Below are 15,589 nucleotides of genomic sequence, written 5' to 3'. Positions count from 1 at the left end.
TTTAATTGGTTTCTATACGATTGATTTTATTAATAATTTAAATTAAGACCAACCCCAAAACCCATATCGCTGTCGTAATGAGTGGTAATCCCCAAATTACGTGTTGTGATATAACGCAAACCTGCCATATATTCCTTATCTGTATTCCACATCAGGTTCATACGCAACCTTTGGGTTATGGGTATATCATTGCGCTCAAATTGTATTCTGACGTTACCGTCCGTAAATATTTCTGCTTGTGCCATTACCAACATCGGTAGGGTGTAATTGACCCCTACACTCAATAAAGAGCGTTTATCCTTGGTGTTTTTTTGACCGAACAAATTTTCCTCAACCTCCTTATGTCCCAATTTTCTATAGCGCCAGTCAAACCCAACAAACGGCATAAGCCACTGCATTTTTCCAATATATCTTCCTATGTGTGTTTCTGTTTCATAACCGTGCATATCATTGTAGCCCAAACGCCATTCGGTGCCAAAACTCCATCGTGTACTTTGAGCCATCAGCAATCCATCATTTCCGTTGGTCGCAAAATCGTTTTCTACCATCAGGTGGAAATCCCGGTCGTCACCTTTTAATTTTCTTAACGCCAATTCAGGGTTTGGTATCAAAGGATTTGGCTCTTGGTTTTCATAACTGAAAACCCTGCCCATACCGCTCATCATATGGTACAATATGTGGCAGTGAAAAAACCAGTCGCCTTCTACATTGGCCTCAAACTCGATAACATCGGTTTCCATAGGCATAATATCCACTACATTTTTTAGCGGTGCATACTCGCCTTGGCTGTTGAGCAACCTAAAGTCGTGGCCGTGCAGGTGCATCGGGTGTCGCATCATTGAATTGTTATACAGGGTAATCCTTACTTTCTCCCCTTTTTTTATTAATATTTTATCGCTTTCTGAAATAACCTTATTGTCCAAGCTCCAAACATAACGGTTCATATTGCCGGTTAACGTAAAGTGCAGTTCCTTTATGGGTGCATCCTGTGGAAGTTTTGTTACCGTAGGCGATTTCAACATAGCGTAGTTGAGGGTCGTAATGTTTGCAAGTTCGTTGCTCTTGTACATAGCTTCGCTCATCTTCATTCCATCCATATCCTGTTTTCCATCGATTTTGTGGCCATTAGGATCTTCGCCATCCATTTCCATTTTCTTGTCTTTTTCGTTATCCTCAGGACCGGTTATTTCAGGATACATCACCACGTTCATATCCATTTGCTGCATACTCATACTCATTCCCATTTGGTCCAGATCGCCGTTCATCTTCATCATTTCGTTCATCATTTCCATACCTTCAAAATATTTCAGTTTTGGAAGCCGTTCCGTAAGTTGTTTGATGCCCTCTCCAAGATATATGGAAGCCGATTTTGTACGGTCTTCCGGTGTTACTAAAAATTCAAAGGCAGTATTGTCCGCAGGAATGGTAACAACCACATCATAGGTTTCTGATACAGCAATAAGCATTCTATCAACATCCACAGGTTCCACATCATTACCGTCGTTGGCCACCACGGTTATTTTACCACCGGCGTAGGTAAGCCAAAAATAACTGGAAGCACCGCCATTTGAAACGCGCAGCCGTACTTTATCGCCAGCTTTTAAGCCCTTGAGGGATGTATCTTCATTTTCACTTTTGCCATTGATGAGGAATTTGTCATAATACACATCGCTCACGTCCATTGCAAGCATCCGTTTCCATTCATTATGAAGTTTTGTTTTAAAGTGCCCCTTTTTAATAGCCTCGGCATAACTCTGTGTAGTCCCTTTTTTTATGGCAAACCAGTCGGATGCGTTATGGAGCATACGGTGCACATTTTCTGGTTTCAAGTCCGTCCATTCGCTCAATACTATGGGAATGGTGGGCAGGTCGTCAATGCCTTTTCTGAAGGTCTTATCGTCCGGTCTCTTGTTCAAAATCATAGAACCATACATACCAATCTGTTCCTGAAGCCCAAAATGGCTGTGGTACCAATGGGTCCCGTGCTGTATGATTGGGAAGGTATATTTATGGACGGTGTGCGGCGGAATGGGCATTTGGGTAAGGTAAGGTACGCCATCTTCCTTATTGGGCAAAAACAGACCGTGCCAATGCAGGGCTGTTTCTTCATCCAACTCATTGTGCACATAAATTTCGGCAATGTCGCCTTCTGTGAACGTTAGCGTTGGCATTGGTATTTGTCCGTTCACTGCGATGGCACGTTTTTCCTTACCCGTAAAATTTACGATGGTATCACGAACATATAGTTCGTAGCGCACTATATTTTGTGCCTTTATGGAAAGCGTTCCGAGAAACAGGATTATTATAATAATTTTTTTCATTTTGGTATCAAAAATCAAATTTTATTGAATTCAATTTTTATTGTCAATAGTTTCCACAGTAGAGCCACAGCTTAACATTTGAGAACCATAATAGGGATTTTTAACGGTCTTGTCCTTGCTCAACCAATTGGCATCCTGCATTGGGCAGTATTGGTAATAAAGGGTCTCATTGGTATCGTAAAAAGAAGTTATATCGTGCATATATTTTGACAGAACCTTGAATGTTTCCCGTTGCTTGCCAATATCCTTGGTTGCTGCAATGCTTTTGGCGGCTTCCATTAAAGATGGCATTACCTTGGTTACAGCGGTTTGCCCTTCCGCCGTCAACGCTTCTGTTTTCAAGTTTTTTAATATAGTCAACAATTCCGCAGATTTTCCATTCGCTATCGTGGCATTGGTTTTTACCAGGGCATCTTTTATAGCAAGATAATTATTGAACACGGCTTCCATTGGATTTGTTTCCGTCATTTCGGGCATTGTCATCTCCGAATGTTCCTTACCAGATGGCATCGCCATTTCCTGCATTGGTTCATTCGTTTCCATCTCCATTTTGGTATGGTCCATAGCAATTGCGGGCTGCTTTTGCTGACTTTCGTACTTGCAACATTCGGCAAGTTGTGCATACCCAGCATTCGGTGCCAGATATTCGTCGTTGTCATAACCTGCCAACGCGATGCGTTTTAATATTTCGTCCCGATTTGTTTTTTCGGAATCGAAGGTTATTTTGGCCATTTTACTGTCCTTGTTCCAAGTAACGCTGGCCACATTTGTGAGGTTTCCCGCATTTTCGATAGCAGATTTGCACGTATCGCAGTTACCGGGAATTTTTACAGTTTCCGTTTTTGGGTTTTTAATTTGGGCGAAGCCGAAAGTTGTTGATAGCACCACTGATAGCACTATCAATATGTTGAATATTGATTTCATACATGAAAGATTTAAATTATTTGATACGTTTGAATTTTGAAAACAAGGATATAGTTTTCAATCTCACACAGCTTTGGCTGTGAAGGTAGGTGTACTAACTTAATTTTGGTGGAGACCAAATCTGGAAATAGACTGGTTTTGGCTGTTGTTTTGCATAGTTCCAAAGATTTTTGAAAGCAGCCATAGCAACAGGATTTGATGCTTCTGAAGTTGAAGAATAATTTATTGGTAAAATTGTGGTTGATGGGCAATGGCAGGTAATACTTCCACAAGTTCCATCGCAATCCTTTTCTTTCTTGTCTTGGCTTTTATGACCCTTGCAACAATCGCTCTTTGAGTGTTCTGCACTATCTGCACAACTGATTTTTTCAGATGGGTGGGAAAGGGCAATACGTGCCCATACGCTCGTTGGCACTAAAAAAATACCAAGGGTAATTACCATTATCACTATTTGAATCTTTTTTCCCATTTTGAATAACGCAGCGAATGTAGTGAAAAAAGCAATCCGTTTTACAGCTCGGTCTTCTGTAGAATTAAATCTGTGCTTTTATTATGAATGTCTGTCCAACTTCATCAGTTACACTTTCGGAGCTTAATATTTTCGGAAAAGCTTCTCGTACTAAAGAACGATAGAATTAATGAATGTGCTCCTCTTCATTCTGTTCTCATAAATCCATTTTATGGTCTCACATCTTTAGGCACATCAGTCATTTTTTGATTAAAACATTTAACCAACATCCCGTATAGCTCAGGATGCTTCTTTTTAAGCAAGTCCGGACGCTCAAAAAAGTATTCCGAGGCGACAGCAAAGAATTCGGCCTCATTGGTTCCTCCATATTTTCGGATATCAGAATGATTATCGTTTATGGCTTCCATTTCCTTATGAATTAAATTCAACCAAGGTAATGCATATTGATGTTCTAATAATCGCTCTGGAACTCCATCTGTACTATCATCCAGCTTATCAATAAGATGCACAAATTCGTGTATGCCAGTATTACTTTTATCGGTTGTGTTTTTAAAGCCGTGGTACAATGCTTTTTTAGATAAAATCATTTGCTTCTCAAAACGTCCATTCCCAACTATTCCACCAATATTTCTTGAGTTATCCTTACTACTAAATTGCATATCCTCATTAAAATAATCTGGATATAAAAGGATACCGCTTAAGTTGGTGTAATGCCATTCTTTAAAACCAAAAACAGGGATTACTGCGCTTGCCGCAATTAAAATCTTGTCCAATTCTTCCAATTCAAACTGCACAGCATCGATATAGACCTCACTTAAAAATTGCATCATTTTTTGCTGAAAAATAAGCTGCCTATCTTTTGAAAGGTTTCTATAAAACAGCACATTATCCATCAGTAATTTGTGCCAATCCTCTGGAAATGACTTTACACTATGGCGTTTCGCTTTTCTATAAAAATGAACAGCAAAGAGAACAATCACAACTGAAATTAAAATGTAAGCCATATTAAAAAAACGTATTAGTCTACAGGTTCCGCCTTAAATCCTACTTTTTGCAAAGTTGATTTTACGTCTTCTTCGGTTGCACCATCGCTTTCAATGGTTAGGATTTTATCAGGATTAGAGGTATCTACTTCCCAACTTTCTACACCTTCTTGTTTGTTTAAAAAAGGGGTTACTTTCGATACACACCCACCACAATTGATATTTGTTTTAAATTTCAAAGTTTTCATTATATTGAATTTATTTATTATTAAAGTTTTATTCGTTTAAGTCTTAAGCTATTTGCAACTACAGATACGCTGCTGAATGCCATTGCTGCACCTGCAATCATAGGGTCCAATAAAAATCCATTTACGGGATAAAGAACCCCTGCTGCGATTGGAATACCAATGATGTTGTAAATGAATGCCCAAAATAAGTTCTGACGTATGCCCAAAACAGTTCTTTTTGATAATTCCAATGCTTTTGGGATGGATTGTAAATCCGATGTTATCAAGGTCATTTTCGCTACATCCATTGCTATATCCGAACCTTTACCCATTGCAATACTCACATTGGCTTGCGCCAAAGCGTGCGAATCGTTGATACCATCGCCTACCATTGCGACTATCTTTCCATCTGCCTGTAATTTTTCAACAAAAGCGGCTTTGTCCGAAGGCATTACTTCGCCCTGGTAATTTGAAATCCCCACCTGATTTGCCACGGCGGAAGCCGTTTTATTGTTATCTCCCGTGAGCATATAGACCTCGATGCCCCTTTCTTGAAGCGTAGCGATGGCTTTTTTTGAAGTTTCTTTAATCCTGTCCGCAATTGCCAGTATCGCAAGCACTTGATTTTCGTTACCCAAGAATATGACTGTTTTTGCCTTCTCTTCCAGACTTTCTGCTGTTTGTATCAAAGAAGCGTCGATTTGAATATTCTTTTCGACCATAAGTTTATGGTTGCCCACATAATATTTTGAACCATTCTCTGATTGGGCCTTTACGCCTTTTCCCGTGATACTTTCGAAGGAAGTAATTTCTGCTTGTACAATATTTTCCTCTTTTAAATGATTGACTACCGCTTCTGCCAAAGGATGTTCTGATTGTGCTTCGATAGCCAAAAGAATTTCCTTGTATTCATTTTTATTTTCAAGCTTATGCTTCCAAAAAATGTCGGTTACCAATGGTTTTCCTTCCGTAATCGTACCCGTTTTATCAAGGATTACTGCATTCACTTTATGTCCAAGCTCTAGACTTTCGGCATCTTTTATCAAAATATTATTTTCCGCTCCCTTGCCGATACCGACCATTATGGCAGTCGGCGTTGCCAAGCCCAGGGCACAGGGACAAGCGATAACCAATACGGCTACCGAGGTCAATAAGGCTTGTGAGAAGGCATTATCGCCTCCTACTGACATCCAGACAATGAAGGTTACAATGGAAATACCCAATACCACAGGAACGAAAATACCGGCAATCTTATCGACCAGTTTTTGAACGGGGGCCTTACTCCCCTGCGCTTGCTGCACCATTTTAATGATTTGGGAAAGCAGGGTTTCCCCACCTACTTTTTCAGCGGTAAATTGAAAGCTCCCTTTTTGATTAACCGTACCAGCAAACACCTTTTCCCCTTGGGATTTCTGAACTGGCACGGGTTCTCCCGTAATCATACTTTCATCTACATACGAGCTTCCCTTGGAAGCTTCGCCATCCACAGGAATCTTTTCTCCGGGACGTACCAAAATGGTCTGACCCACCTGTACGGATGCAATAGGGATTTCCTTCTCTTCCCCATTCTCAATAATTTTAAGGGTTTTAGGCTGAAGGCCCATCAGCTTTTTAATGGCCGAAGACGTATTTGATTTTGCTTTTTCTTCCAATAGTTTCCCCAAGGAAATAAAAGTGATAATCACGGTAGCCGCTTCGTAATACACGTGAGGTTCGATACCACGACTCAACCAAAATTCAGAAAAAAAAGTATTGAACACACTAAACAGAAAAGCGATTCCGGTGCTTAAAGCTACCAATGTATCCATATTGGCTTTTCCGTGTTTGGCCTGCTTGAAGGCATTGATGAAAAAGCTGCGCCCAAACCAAAAGAGTATAGGAAAAGTCAATACCAAAGAAATCCATTTGCCTGGTTCCCATTGCATATAGAACATTCCCAAAACAAAAATGGGTAGTGTAAGGATAGCCGACCAGATGGTACGTTTTTTTATGTCCTTATAATGCTTTTGTTGAAGTTCTTGCTGTACTTCCGAAGGGTCTTCTGCATCTATTATAATATCATAACCCACTTCGCGAAGTGCATTTTGAAGTTGATTAGGACTCAACTCCTTGTCATATTCCACAAGAACGGAACTATTGGCAAAATTAACACTTGCATCAAACACACCTTCTGTGTGTTTTAATACAGATTCAACACTCGCTGCACAAGAGGCACAGGTCATTCCCGTAACAGGAAATGATTCCTTTACTCCTTTTTTAGTATTCTTTTCTTTGGTTTCAAATATGTTGATTGTCTCCATAAACCCATTCTTATTTGTATGTTACAAATTTCAGGATTAAAAGACTTTAATGTGTTACGTAATATGCTGAATGATTTGTAGAATTTGCTCTTCACAAATTATTACTAACCTATTGGATAAGTCGTTTTCAATTTATCTTTTATCACCGCAATGGATACGTGTCTATCAATCTCTACTATTTGTAATCAAATACCCTTTTGATTGAATGACCTTTTTTATCTCATCGACATTCGTTTTAGTGGTATCAAATTCTATAATTGAAGTTCCTCTTTCGAAAGACGTAGTTACATTTGTAACCCCATTAATTTTGTTTATAGAATGGTTGATATTTTCTTCACAACCAGAGCATACCATCCCTTCAATATTCAACTTTACAGTTTGAATATGTGTATTGTTTGTTGCAACAATTCCTTTTGTGGCCATTGGGTGAAATATTTGTGGATAATAAGAAACCAATGTCATCACAACAACAAACACAGTAACTAACCACAAATAGAATTTCGACTTAAAAAATGATGGTTTATCAGTTTCACAGTTGTCACAATCGTCCACCTTCTTTTTTTTATAAACCTGATAAAAAGCCAATCCCAATGACAAAAATGCTATGGCCAATAGATAAGGTTTCAATGCAATAAGCCAAGAAAAATAGACAGAACTCCCACTAATACCAACTACACTTGTAAGTAGCAAAGGGCCCCAGCAGCATAGTTTGAGGGAAACTGCTGAAAATACAGCAGTCCCCATAGATGCTTTTTTGTTTAATTTAGTAATTGCCATACCTAACAGCTTCCTATGCCTGCATTTACCAAATCATCTCTTGTGATTTTGATGTTGGTGCAGCAATTCAATAGTTTTCCGTTAACAGCAATGGCAGGAACTCTTGTAACCCCATATTCCTTCATTTTTGAAACACAGATTTTACTTTCGCATTGCTCAGACAGATTATGAAGTGTGATTTCGCAGTCCTTTCCTGCTGTTTCTTTTACTAATTGCACCACAGGCTCGCATACTGGGCAACCTGCTGTAAAAATCTCGATTTGTCGTTTCATCTTATTTTAAGTTTAAATTAATAATGGAACAAAGATGAGAACGTGAGGTAGGGGGTCACCAAACTTTTTTTAGTCTTTTTTTTCGTTGTAGTCTTTTAATCTGGTTTCAATGGTTTGGATTTCTTTTAATTTGTTGGTTAAATCTGATAATTCAATATTTGGGAATTCGTTTTTTAAATAGGCTATTTTGTCTTCATTTCCACAATCTCCCGGACAAGAGTCAAAAGCCTTAACGATTCCAATAGCCAGTGCTTTTCTGTAAACCTCATCCAACAGTAAGTAATGTGCTTTTTGAATGCCTTTATCAATAGATTTGAACTGTATGTTTATTTGTTCGGGGTCTTTTCCCTCATCAAGCATTTTAACAATGCCGTTTAATTGACCGCTCAAAGTTTTTAATCTGGATTTAATATCCAAGATTAAATCAGTAGGTAATTTGTGTTGTTCCGTTTTCATAATTTGAATATTATATTGTTGACAACAACTTGCATCATTACAACTTTTATTTTCTTGAATTGGCGGGCAGGCCACAGTACCGTAAGAACAGAATACGCAACAATCTCCCTCGTTTGGTCTTAATACTTCTTTACAATTCTCGCACTCGTAAAAGAATTGACAAGCGTTCGTCGGCATTTCTTCTTCTTTTTTGTGTCCACATTTCGGACAAGTAATTTCTGATTTTAATATAGTTTTCATTCTATTTCTTTTTTGCCAGTCACTTTATAACCTGTAGAATTAATTGCCTTTTCAATAGCTACTTTAGAGGTTTTAGACTTATCAAACTCTACGACGGTACTTCCCTTTTCATACGAAGGGGTTACATTTATAATACCGTCCAATTCATTTACAGCGTGTTTTATGCTTTCTTCACAGCCAGAACAAGTCATTCCTTGAACATTAAAGTTTGCGATTTGAATATCTGATTGGTTTACAATGACCACTTCTTTTTTATTATCCGGATAAAAAATGGATGAATAATATGGAAATGCCAGCATTATAATTGCAAATGCTGTTACTATTCCCAAAAAGGTTTTTGACTGTATAAATTTTGGTTTCTCGTCCGTATCGCATTCACAATCGATTTCCTTTTGAGGTTTTAGTTTTTGATACCAAGCAAAGCCGAGCACTAAAATTGTCAACCCGATTAGATAAGGTCTAAAAGGTTCAATCCAAGAAAATGTTGAGGCAATTCCACTTGTTCCGGCGATTAAGGCCAAAACAGGTGTAATACAACATAATGAAGCCGTAATAGCAGCAAGTAAACCTGCACCAATTAATTTGTTCTCACGTTTCATATCGTTTCTAAAACTTTGTTTTTATCAAGTATTTCAAAAAACGGATTTAACAATGTTGAATATTCAGGGGTTAGTGAGTAAAAAATCGTTTGGGCATCTCTTTCGGTTTGCAATAAATTTCTGTCTTTCATTTTTCTCAAATGTTGAGAGATGGCAGAAATGTTCATTCCGAGAATGTCGCTTAAATCACAAACGCAGAGCTTTTTTTCCTCAAAAAGTAAATAGAGAATTTTCAGTCTCACGTTATTTCCAACCAATGAAAGTCCATTTGCTAAGTAATCAAATGTTTCGTTTAATTCTGAAACTGTTTCTTTACAACGGTTTATCTGTTCAATATCCGCCTGTTGTCTTATACAAGAATTATTTTCCATAAAGCAAAGTTACAATTATTTCTTATTTAAGCAAATGCTAAAATATAAATGTGAAATGATAGATAAATTTTAGCCATTATGTTTCTTTTGTTTTGATTTGTGTTTTTGTGAAAACTTAAACTGCTAAAATGTGCATCTGTTCTTTTAGCTTGTGGGTGAAGGTATTGCTGGCTTTACAGTTAATTGTCTTTTAAAACTACAAAACAGAAAATTCTGTATGGTGTTGAATGGTGTTGTGTGGTCCTCTGTTACACAGTGAATTTTGTCAAATCCTTTTTTTAATTCCGATGTTAATTCCTCTTCATTGTATTGTTTTATTTCAAGTCCGCTACATTTTTTTGGTCCATTTTGTGAAAAGGTTCCTATTATTAAATAACCACGTACAAATTTTGACGCTATCTTAATATATTTTTTAATCTGGTCATCCGTTGTAAGAAAATGAAAAGTTGCCCTGTCGTGCCAAACATCGAAAGATGTGTCAGGTTCAAATTCGATAATGTCGCTTACAATCCAATTTACTTTACTCGCCTTTTCTCCCAGTCTTTTTTTAGCTTTCGCAATTGCTTTTTCTGAAATATCAAGTACAGTAATGTTCTTATATTCTTCTTCAAGTAAATAGTCGACCAGTTTACTGTCGCCACCACCAATGTCTATAATTCTTGCATCTTTATTTAGTTTGAACGAACGTATAAACTCCAGTGAAGTTTTTGGTATTTCTTGCGTCCAACTTACCTGGTCTGGATTTTTAGTTTCGTAAACTGTTTCCCAATGTTTCTTTCTGTCTAATTTCATTTTGATATCTTAATTCAGTTTATTGGTAAATCATTATATTATCTATTGATTTAAAATGTCCCATTAAAAGTGGTAAAAAACCTTAAATCTCATCCAATGATTTTCGGTTTTTGTCCACAGATTTCTTAAACTGCGTAGGTGTCATTCCCGTTACTTTTTTGAATTGATTGCTTAAGTATGCAACGCTACTATAATGTAGTTGAAAAGCTATCTCACTCAAGGTTAATTCATCGTAAACTATAAGTTCTTTAACACGTTCAATCTTCTGGTTGATAATGTATTGCTCAAACGTGATACTTTCTACCGACGAGAATAGGGAACTTAAATATCTATAATCCAAGTTAAGTTCGCCTGTAACAATATCTGCCCATTTGAAATCGGTCTCTTGATTGGAATGATGGATTTTATCTACAACCAATGTTTTCATTTGTTCAATAAGTTGACTTTTACGGTCGTCAATCAAACTAAAACCTGCATTTTGTAGCTTTTTTTGCAAAGATTTTTTTTCGAATTTGTTGAGCATCGAAACCAATTCTACTTCTCCTAACTTGACAGCTTTGTAATCAATGTTCAATCCTACCAAAATTTGGGAAACTGCCGATATACATCTCGGACAGACCATATTTTTTATGTGGATGGTATTATTCATAGGTTGAACAAATGCCTAATAAAATCTAAATTTAGATATATGATTAGTATTACAACAGCAATAAATAATCCTATCATCGCTGAAATTCCGATTACCTTATCTTTTTTTGTAATCGGATTTTTCTGCTTATATGTATTTTTCTTGTTTTTTCTTCTATTTCTTCTACTTTCACTCATCATCTTTCTTCTCTTTAAAAATATCAATGTCTGAAGAATCCTCTTTTTACCAATTAACTCTAAACCTGATTATTTTAATGTATCCCTAACCTCGCCGCAGGTTAACATTGCTTCACCATAATATGGGTTTCGGACTTCTTCCTCTAAACTTATCCAGTACGCTCCCTTGTTGTTGTCTGCCATTGGACAAAACTGGATATATACATCTTTATTGACCCCAAAGAGCTGTACACTACTAATCATATGTGCAGACAAATGCTTAAAATGCCCTCTTTGTTTTGAAATATCCGTATTACTTGAAATAGCGTTTGCCGAAGTATTTAATTCCTTCTGAATAGTCATCCAATGGTTATGTGCTTTTTCATCAGATAATAATTTCATATCCACTTTTTTCAAGGATTGGTTTATTTGTTTTCCTGCCTGTTGAGCGCCCTTGGCATCATCATTTACCAAAGCATCTTTTAAAAGGATATAATCATCAAAAACCTGTTTTAACTGATTCTGAAATTTGTTTGAAACTTCAATCCTTTCTTTCATTTGAGAATGGTTGGCTTCATTTGTATTTTCTCCAGAATTATCTTCTTGCATTCCCAAATGCCCTTCGTGACCCGTCATTGTCTTGCCACCTTCTGCGTTCATCATCGATTTTTTTCCTTGCAATTGGGCTGCAGCATCCACTGTAAATGTCCCATTGGTCACTATTTCGTCGCCGCTTTCCAATCCGCTCAAAATGGTAAAGCTTTCTCCGTTGGTATTTCCCAGAGTGACCTCCCTCATTTCAAAAATCGGTTCGTTGGGGTTGGTCTTTACGTAGACCACGGAACGTTCGCCCGTCCACATGACGGCAGTTGAAGGAACATTAATCACTTCATCGGATCTTTCGCTGGACATATCTATTCTGCCCTCAACGAACATACCAGGTTTTAATAGGTCTTCCGAATTGTTAAGCACTGCACGGACCATTACCGTTCTTGTAGCGGAGTTCAACAGTGGGTCCACAAACGATACCTTCGCCGTAAATTCTTTATTCGGATATGCATTGGTGGTAAGCTTTATCTCTTGACCCGTCTTCAGGGATGCTATCTGGTTTTCGTAGGCATCGAATACTGCCCAGACGGAATTCAGGTTTGCTATTTTATAAAGGGGTTGGCCCTGCTTGACATAATCCCCTTCTTCTACCATTTTTTCGGTTACCGTTCCGGACACTGTGGCGTACACCGGAAAGTTTTCCTGAACCTGCCCCGACTCTTCAATGCTATTGATTTGTTTGTCAGAAAGCTTCCATAATTTTAGCTTGTTACGTACGGCCTTGTATAAGGCGGGCTGGGATTCTTTCATGGATGCCGCCGTAAGCAATTCTTGCTGTGCCGAAACAAGTTCGGGGGAATAGATTGTGGCAAGTAGCTTTCCTTTCCCTACGCTTTCCCCTGTATAGTTTACATACAGTTTTTCAATCCTGCCTGCAAAATAAGTAACCTGTACGGCGTTGGCCTCTTCGTTTTCCCTAATCTTCCCTGATAGTTTCAAGGAATTTCCATCCATACTGCCCTTACCGACCACAGAAGTACGAATGTTGGCTAAGGCCATGGCATTGTCGGTCATCTTGATTTCATTGGCACTAAGGCCTTCGGCCCCGGTCTCCGCAGGAATCAAATCCATTCCACAAATAGGGCAATCGCCAGGTTCGGGCTGCATAATCTGTGGGTGCATGGAGCAGGTCCACATTTGTTCGGCCGTTTCGCCAGAGTGGTCGTGCGTATCCGACATATCTGACAATTCCTTTACCGCCATCTCATCCTTAGACGAACTGCTGAAAATAAGATATCCTGCTAACAGGCCAACAATAAGGGCCGTTCCAATATAAATGATGTTTTTGTTCATGATTTTAAGTATTAATGCTGTTTTATTGCTGTAGAATATTCAGTACAAATTGCTTGACTAATTTTTGTTTTCCTTTTTAGTATTACTTCGTCTTTTGATTTTTATGACCGAAGGCGATGATATATACCATAATAAAAACCCGCTTAAAACGGTTATTAGGCCTAAAAGCGAAAAGGCTCGGAGGACTATGGTATTAAAATCGTCCCTTCCTTGGTAATCCATGGTATGGGTCATCCATAGAAAGTCGAACCAACGCCAATCGCGATGGCGCAATGTTTGGAACGTACCGTCTTTGACAGACACATAGGCTTTTATATTTTCGGGTGTTTCATATGATATAGCATAGGCTGGAAGGGGTCTGCCTCGATATTCGCTATGGCTCCCCACTTCCTCGATTCGTTCTATGCTTTTGACTTTTAATTCAGGCAGCATATTTCTCTCCGCTACCTGAAGGGCATCCTGTTCCGATATTTCAGCTTTTAATGCACCTGTTTTTGCATTGACCAATTGACTGTGATTAACCCAATAATAAGGCTCTCCTGATATTTCTCTTAGTTCCAAAGAGGATATGGCTTTGGCTTTAATTTTTGTTGGACTGATCAAATCCGTATACGAAATTTTATCGACAGGATCCCGTCGAAATTGGTCGCCGTGTATCTCATCGATATCCGTCCAACTGAAATACATGCCGCTGATGGTCCACATTAAGAACTGAATTCCTAAAAAGAGACCTAGATAGCGATGTACCTTTCTTATCTTTAAAGCTGTTTGTCTTTTTACCATCTTATTTTACTTCAAAAGGAAATTCAATAGTGACTTTCTCCCAACTCATTTTAATAGTTCCTGATGTCTCGCTTGTTTTGTTGACTGTATATTCCAGATGTTCCTGAATATTTTCTGAAATCCTAGGAGTTGTCGAAAAGCGCAAAACATCATCCTTCTCATCATATTCATCCTTACCATGTTGGTCCCAGTTGCTATTAAAAATTACTGTCCATTCTTCTTGATTGGGAATTACAAAAAACCCATATTTTCCAGCTTTCAACATTTTTCCATCAATGGTTAAATCTTTGTTCATTTCTATCCAGGTCGCCATATGAGCTCCTGCCTGCCAGATAGCATCATAAGGAAGTAAACCACCAAAAACAATACGGTTCCGAACTCCTGGCGACGAATAATCAATATGAATGTGCGCATCGCCTACCATTGCCATTGTCTCGGTATGTGGACTTAATGACTTTTTCTTATCAGGTTCAGCAGTTTGAGAAATTGTTTCTACCTCTTTCGCCTCAAATTCTTTGGTCTCTTTAACTTCTTGCTTACAGGAAGCAACAAGGATAATACCGAGTACTACTATGATTTTTTTCATTTGTGATAGTTTTATTTTGTGTATTAAAGTATTCTTGTTAACATAACGACTGCCATCACAATCATAATGGTGTTTTCTATAAAGGTAGCTTCGGTCATAGGTAGTTTGAGTGCTGTACCCAGACAAGCGCATTGTATCGATTTTTTGTCCAGCAATATTTTGGTTACGCCCACGGTTGTAATCCCCAAAATGATTAGGGTTGCGATTAATGCGATGGGTATTTCAAAACGCATCAAGAACATCAATCCAAGAGCTGTTTCTATAAATGGATATACCCAAGCATAGGCTGGTACTATTTTGGCAAGTGGGTCATACATTCTAAAACTATCTGGAAAGCCTTTCAAGTCTAAAATTTTAAAGAAGCTAAAAACAATAAAGAACAACCCCATAAAGTCGAGCATCGCACTATTCCAATTTTCCCGTTGATAATTGAGTAACACCGTTGCGATAGCGATATAACCCAAAATAATGAGCAAAGGCTTCAACTGTTGTAGTTTTGATTTTTCAGTTTCCGCTTTCGAGAAAATGTTATCTTCATCGTTACCATTGCCAGTACTCGCAAAAACATTTTTCTCTGTTTTCTTTTCTGAAATGGTGTATTTTTCTGGAAGTGCTTTTTGAAATGTTGCGGTATCTATATGACCTTGCATTTGTATGATGGCTTCTTCCTTTTCAAGATTTACAGATACATTTGTGACACCGCTTACTTCCGAAAGCTTCTGCTCGACGCTGGTACGACAACCATTGCAGGTCATCCCTTGTATGTGGTAAGTGTGTTTCATA

General features: G+C 38.1%; 16 protein-coding genes and 2 pseudogenes. All 18 read right to left on the bottom strand.

What is annotated here, in order from left to right; all coding sequences use genetic code 11:
• Nucleotides 1-29: 29 nt before the first annotated feature.
• Nucleotides 30-2,321, bottom strand: a complete 2,292-nt coding sequence (locus P178_RS0110890) for a multicopper oxidase family protein (protein WP_027066252.1) — start codon at nt 2,319-2,321, stop codon at nt 30-32.
• Nucleotides 2,322-2,351: 30 nt separating this feature from the next.
• Complete coding sequence (locus tag P178_RS0110885; RefSeq protein ID WP_027066251.1) at nt 2,352-3,245, bottom strand: DUF3347 domain-containing protein; 894 nt, start codon at nt 3,243-3,245, stop codon at nt 2,352-2,354.
• Nucleotides 3,246-3,339: 94 nt separating this feature from the next.
• Nucleotides 3,340-3,714: a hypothetical protein gene (locus tag P178_RS0110880; RefSeq protein ID WP_027066250.1), complete on the bottom strand. Its 375-nt coding sequence runs from the start codon at nt 3,712-3,714 to the stop codon at nt 3,340-3,342.
• A gap of 209 nt (nt 3,715-3,923) precedes the next feature.
• Entirely contained in the window at nt 3,924-4,718 is a 795-nt protein-coding gene (locus P178_RS0110875; RefSeq protein WP_027066249.1) for a zinc-dependent peptidase, read from the bottom strand.
• Nucleotides 4,719-4,732: 14 nt separating this feature from the next.
• On the bottom strand, nt 4,733-4,945 hold the full coding sequence (locus P178_RS0110870) for a heavy-metal-associated domain-containing protein (protein ID WP_009778930.1): 213 nt from the start codon (nt 4,943-4,945) through the stop codon (nt 4,733-4,735).
• A gap of 20 nt (nt 4,946-4,965) precedes the next feature.
• Complete coding sequence (locus P178_RS0110865; protein ID WP_027066248.1) at nt 4,966-7,224, bottom strand: heavy metal translocating P-type ATPase; 2,259 nt, start codon at nt 7,222-7,224, stop codon at nt 4,966-4,968.
• 165 nt (nt 7,225-7,389) lie between these two features.
• On the bottom strand, nt 7,390-8,001 hold the full coding sequence (gene merTP, locus P178_RS0110860) for a mercuric transport protein MerTP (protein WP_027066247.1): 612 nt from the start codon (nt 7,999-8,001) through the stop codon (nt 7,390-7,392).
• A 2-nt stretch (nt 8,002-8,003) separates the two neighbouring features.
• Nucleotides 8,004-8,273 (bottom strand): thioredoxin family protein, encoded by a 270-nt coding sequence (locus P178_RS0110855; RefSeq protein ID WP_027066246.1) that lies wholly within the window; start codon nt 8,271-8,273, stop codon nt 8,004-8,006.
• Nucleotides 8,274-8,342: 69 nt separating this feature from the next.
• A pseudogene (locus tag P178_RS0110850) lies at nt 8,343-8,675 on the bottom strand (metal-sensing transcriptional repressor); the annotation flags it as partial.
• Nucleotides 8,676-8,768: 93 nt separating this feature from the next.
• Nucleotides 8,769-8,969: pseudogene (locus tag P178_RS21860) on the bottom strand (GDCCVxC domain-containing (seleno)protein); the annotation flags it as partial.
• Nucleotides 8,966-9,568, bottom strand: a complete 603-nt coding sequence (merTP, locus tag P178_RS0110840) for a mercuric transport protein MerTP (protein WP_027066245.1) — start codon at nt 9,566-9,568, stop codon at nt 8,966-8,968. The gene merTP (P178_RS0110840) and the pseudogene P178_RS21860, both read right to left, overlap by 4 nt.
• Nucleotides 9,565-9,939, bottom strand: coding sequence for an ArsR/SmtB family transcription factor (locus tag P178_RS0110835; protein WP_027066244.1), 375 nt, complete (start codon nt 9,937-9,939; stop codon nt 9,565-9,567). Before P178_RS0110835 ends, merTP (P178_RS0110840) begins: the two co-directional genes overlap by 4 nt.
• Before the next feature lie 144 nt (nt 9,940-10,083).
• Nucleotides 10,084-10,731, bottom strand: coding sequence for a class I SAM-dependent methyltransferase (locus tag P178_RS0110830; RefSeq protein WP_027066243.1), 648 nt, complete (start codon nt 10,729-10,731; stop codon nt 10,084-10,086).
• Nucleotides 10,732-10,813: 82 nt separating this feature from the next.
• The gene (locus tag P178_RS0110825; protein WP_027066242.1) at nt 10,814-11,380 is read right to left on the bottom strand and encodes a helix-turn-helix domain-containing protein; all 567 of its coding nucleotides are present in this window, start codon (nt 11,378-11,380) and stop codon (nt 10,814-10,816) included.
• Nucleotides 11,381-11,625: 245 nt separating this feature from the next.
• Complete coding sequence (locus P178_RS0110815) at nt 11,626-13,437, bottom strand: efflux RND transporter periplasmic adaptor subunit (RefSeq protein ID WP_027066240.1); 1,812 nt, start codon at nt 13,435-13,437, stop codon at nt 11,626-11,628.
• Nucleotides 13,438-13,494: 57 nt separating this feature from the next.
• Entirely contained in the window at nt 13,495-14,220 is a 726-nt protein-coding gene (locus tag P178_RS0110810) for a PepSY domain-containing protein (RefSeq protein ID WP_027066239.1), read from the bottom strand.
• A 1-nt stretch (nt 14,221) separates the two neighbouring features.
• A complete protein-coding gene (locus tag P178_RS0110805) occupies nt 14,222-14,806 on the bottom strand; it encodes a DUF2911 domain-containing protein (RefSeq protein WP_027066238.1) in 585 nt (194 codons plus the stop codon).
• A gap of 23 nt (nt 14,807-14,829) precedes the next feature.
• Nucleotides 14,830-15,588 carry a heavy metal translocating P-type ATPase gene (locus P178_RS0110800; protein WP_027066237.1) on the bottom strand — a complete coding sequence of 253 codons (759 nt, stop codon included), beginning with the start codon at nt 15,586-15,588 and terminating at the stop codon, nt 14,830-14,832.
• Nucleotide 15,589: the final 1 nt, after the last annotated feature.

Source organism: Maribacter sp. Hel_I_7, from assembly GCF_000688315.1.
In the GTDB taxonomy this organism is placed as follows: Bacteria; Bacteroidota; Bacteroidia; order Flavobacteriales; family Flavobacteriaceae; genus Maribacter; species Maribacter stanieri.
The sequence above is the reverse complement of the archived record's forward strand: the minus strand, read 5'-3'. Positions and strand labels throughout refer to the sequence as shown.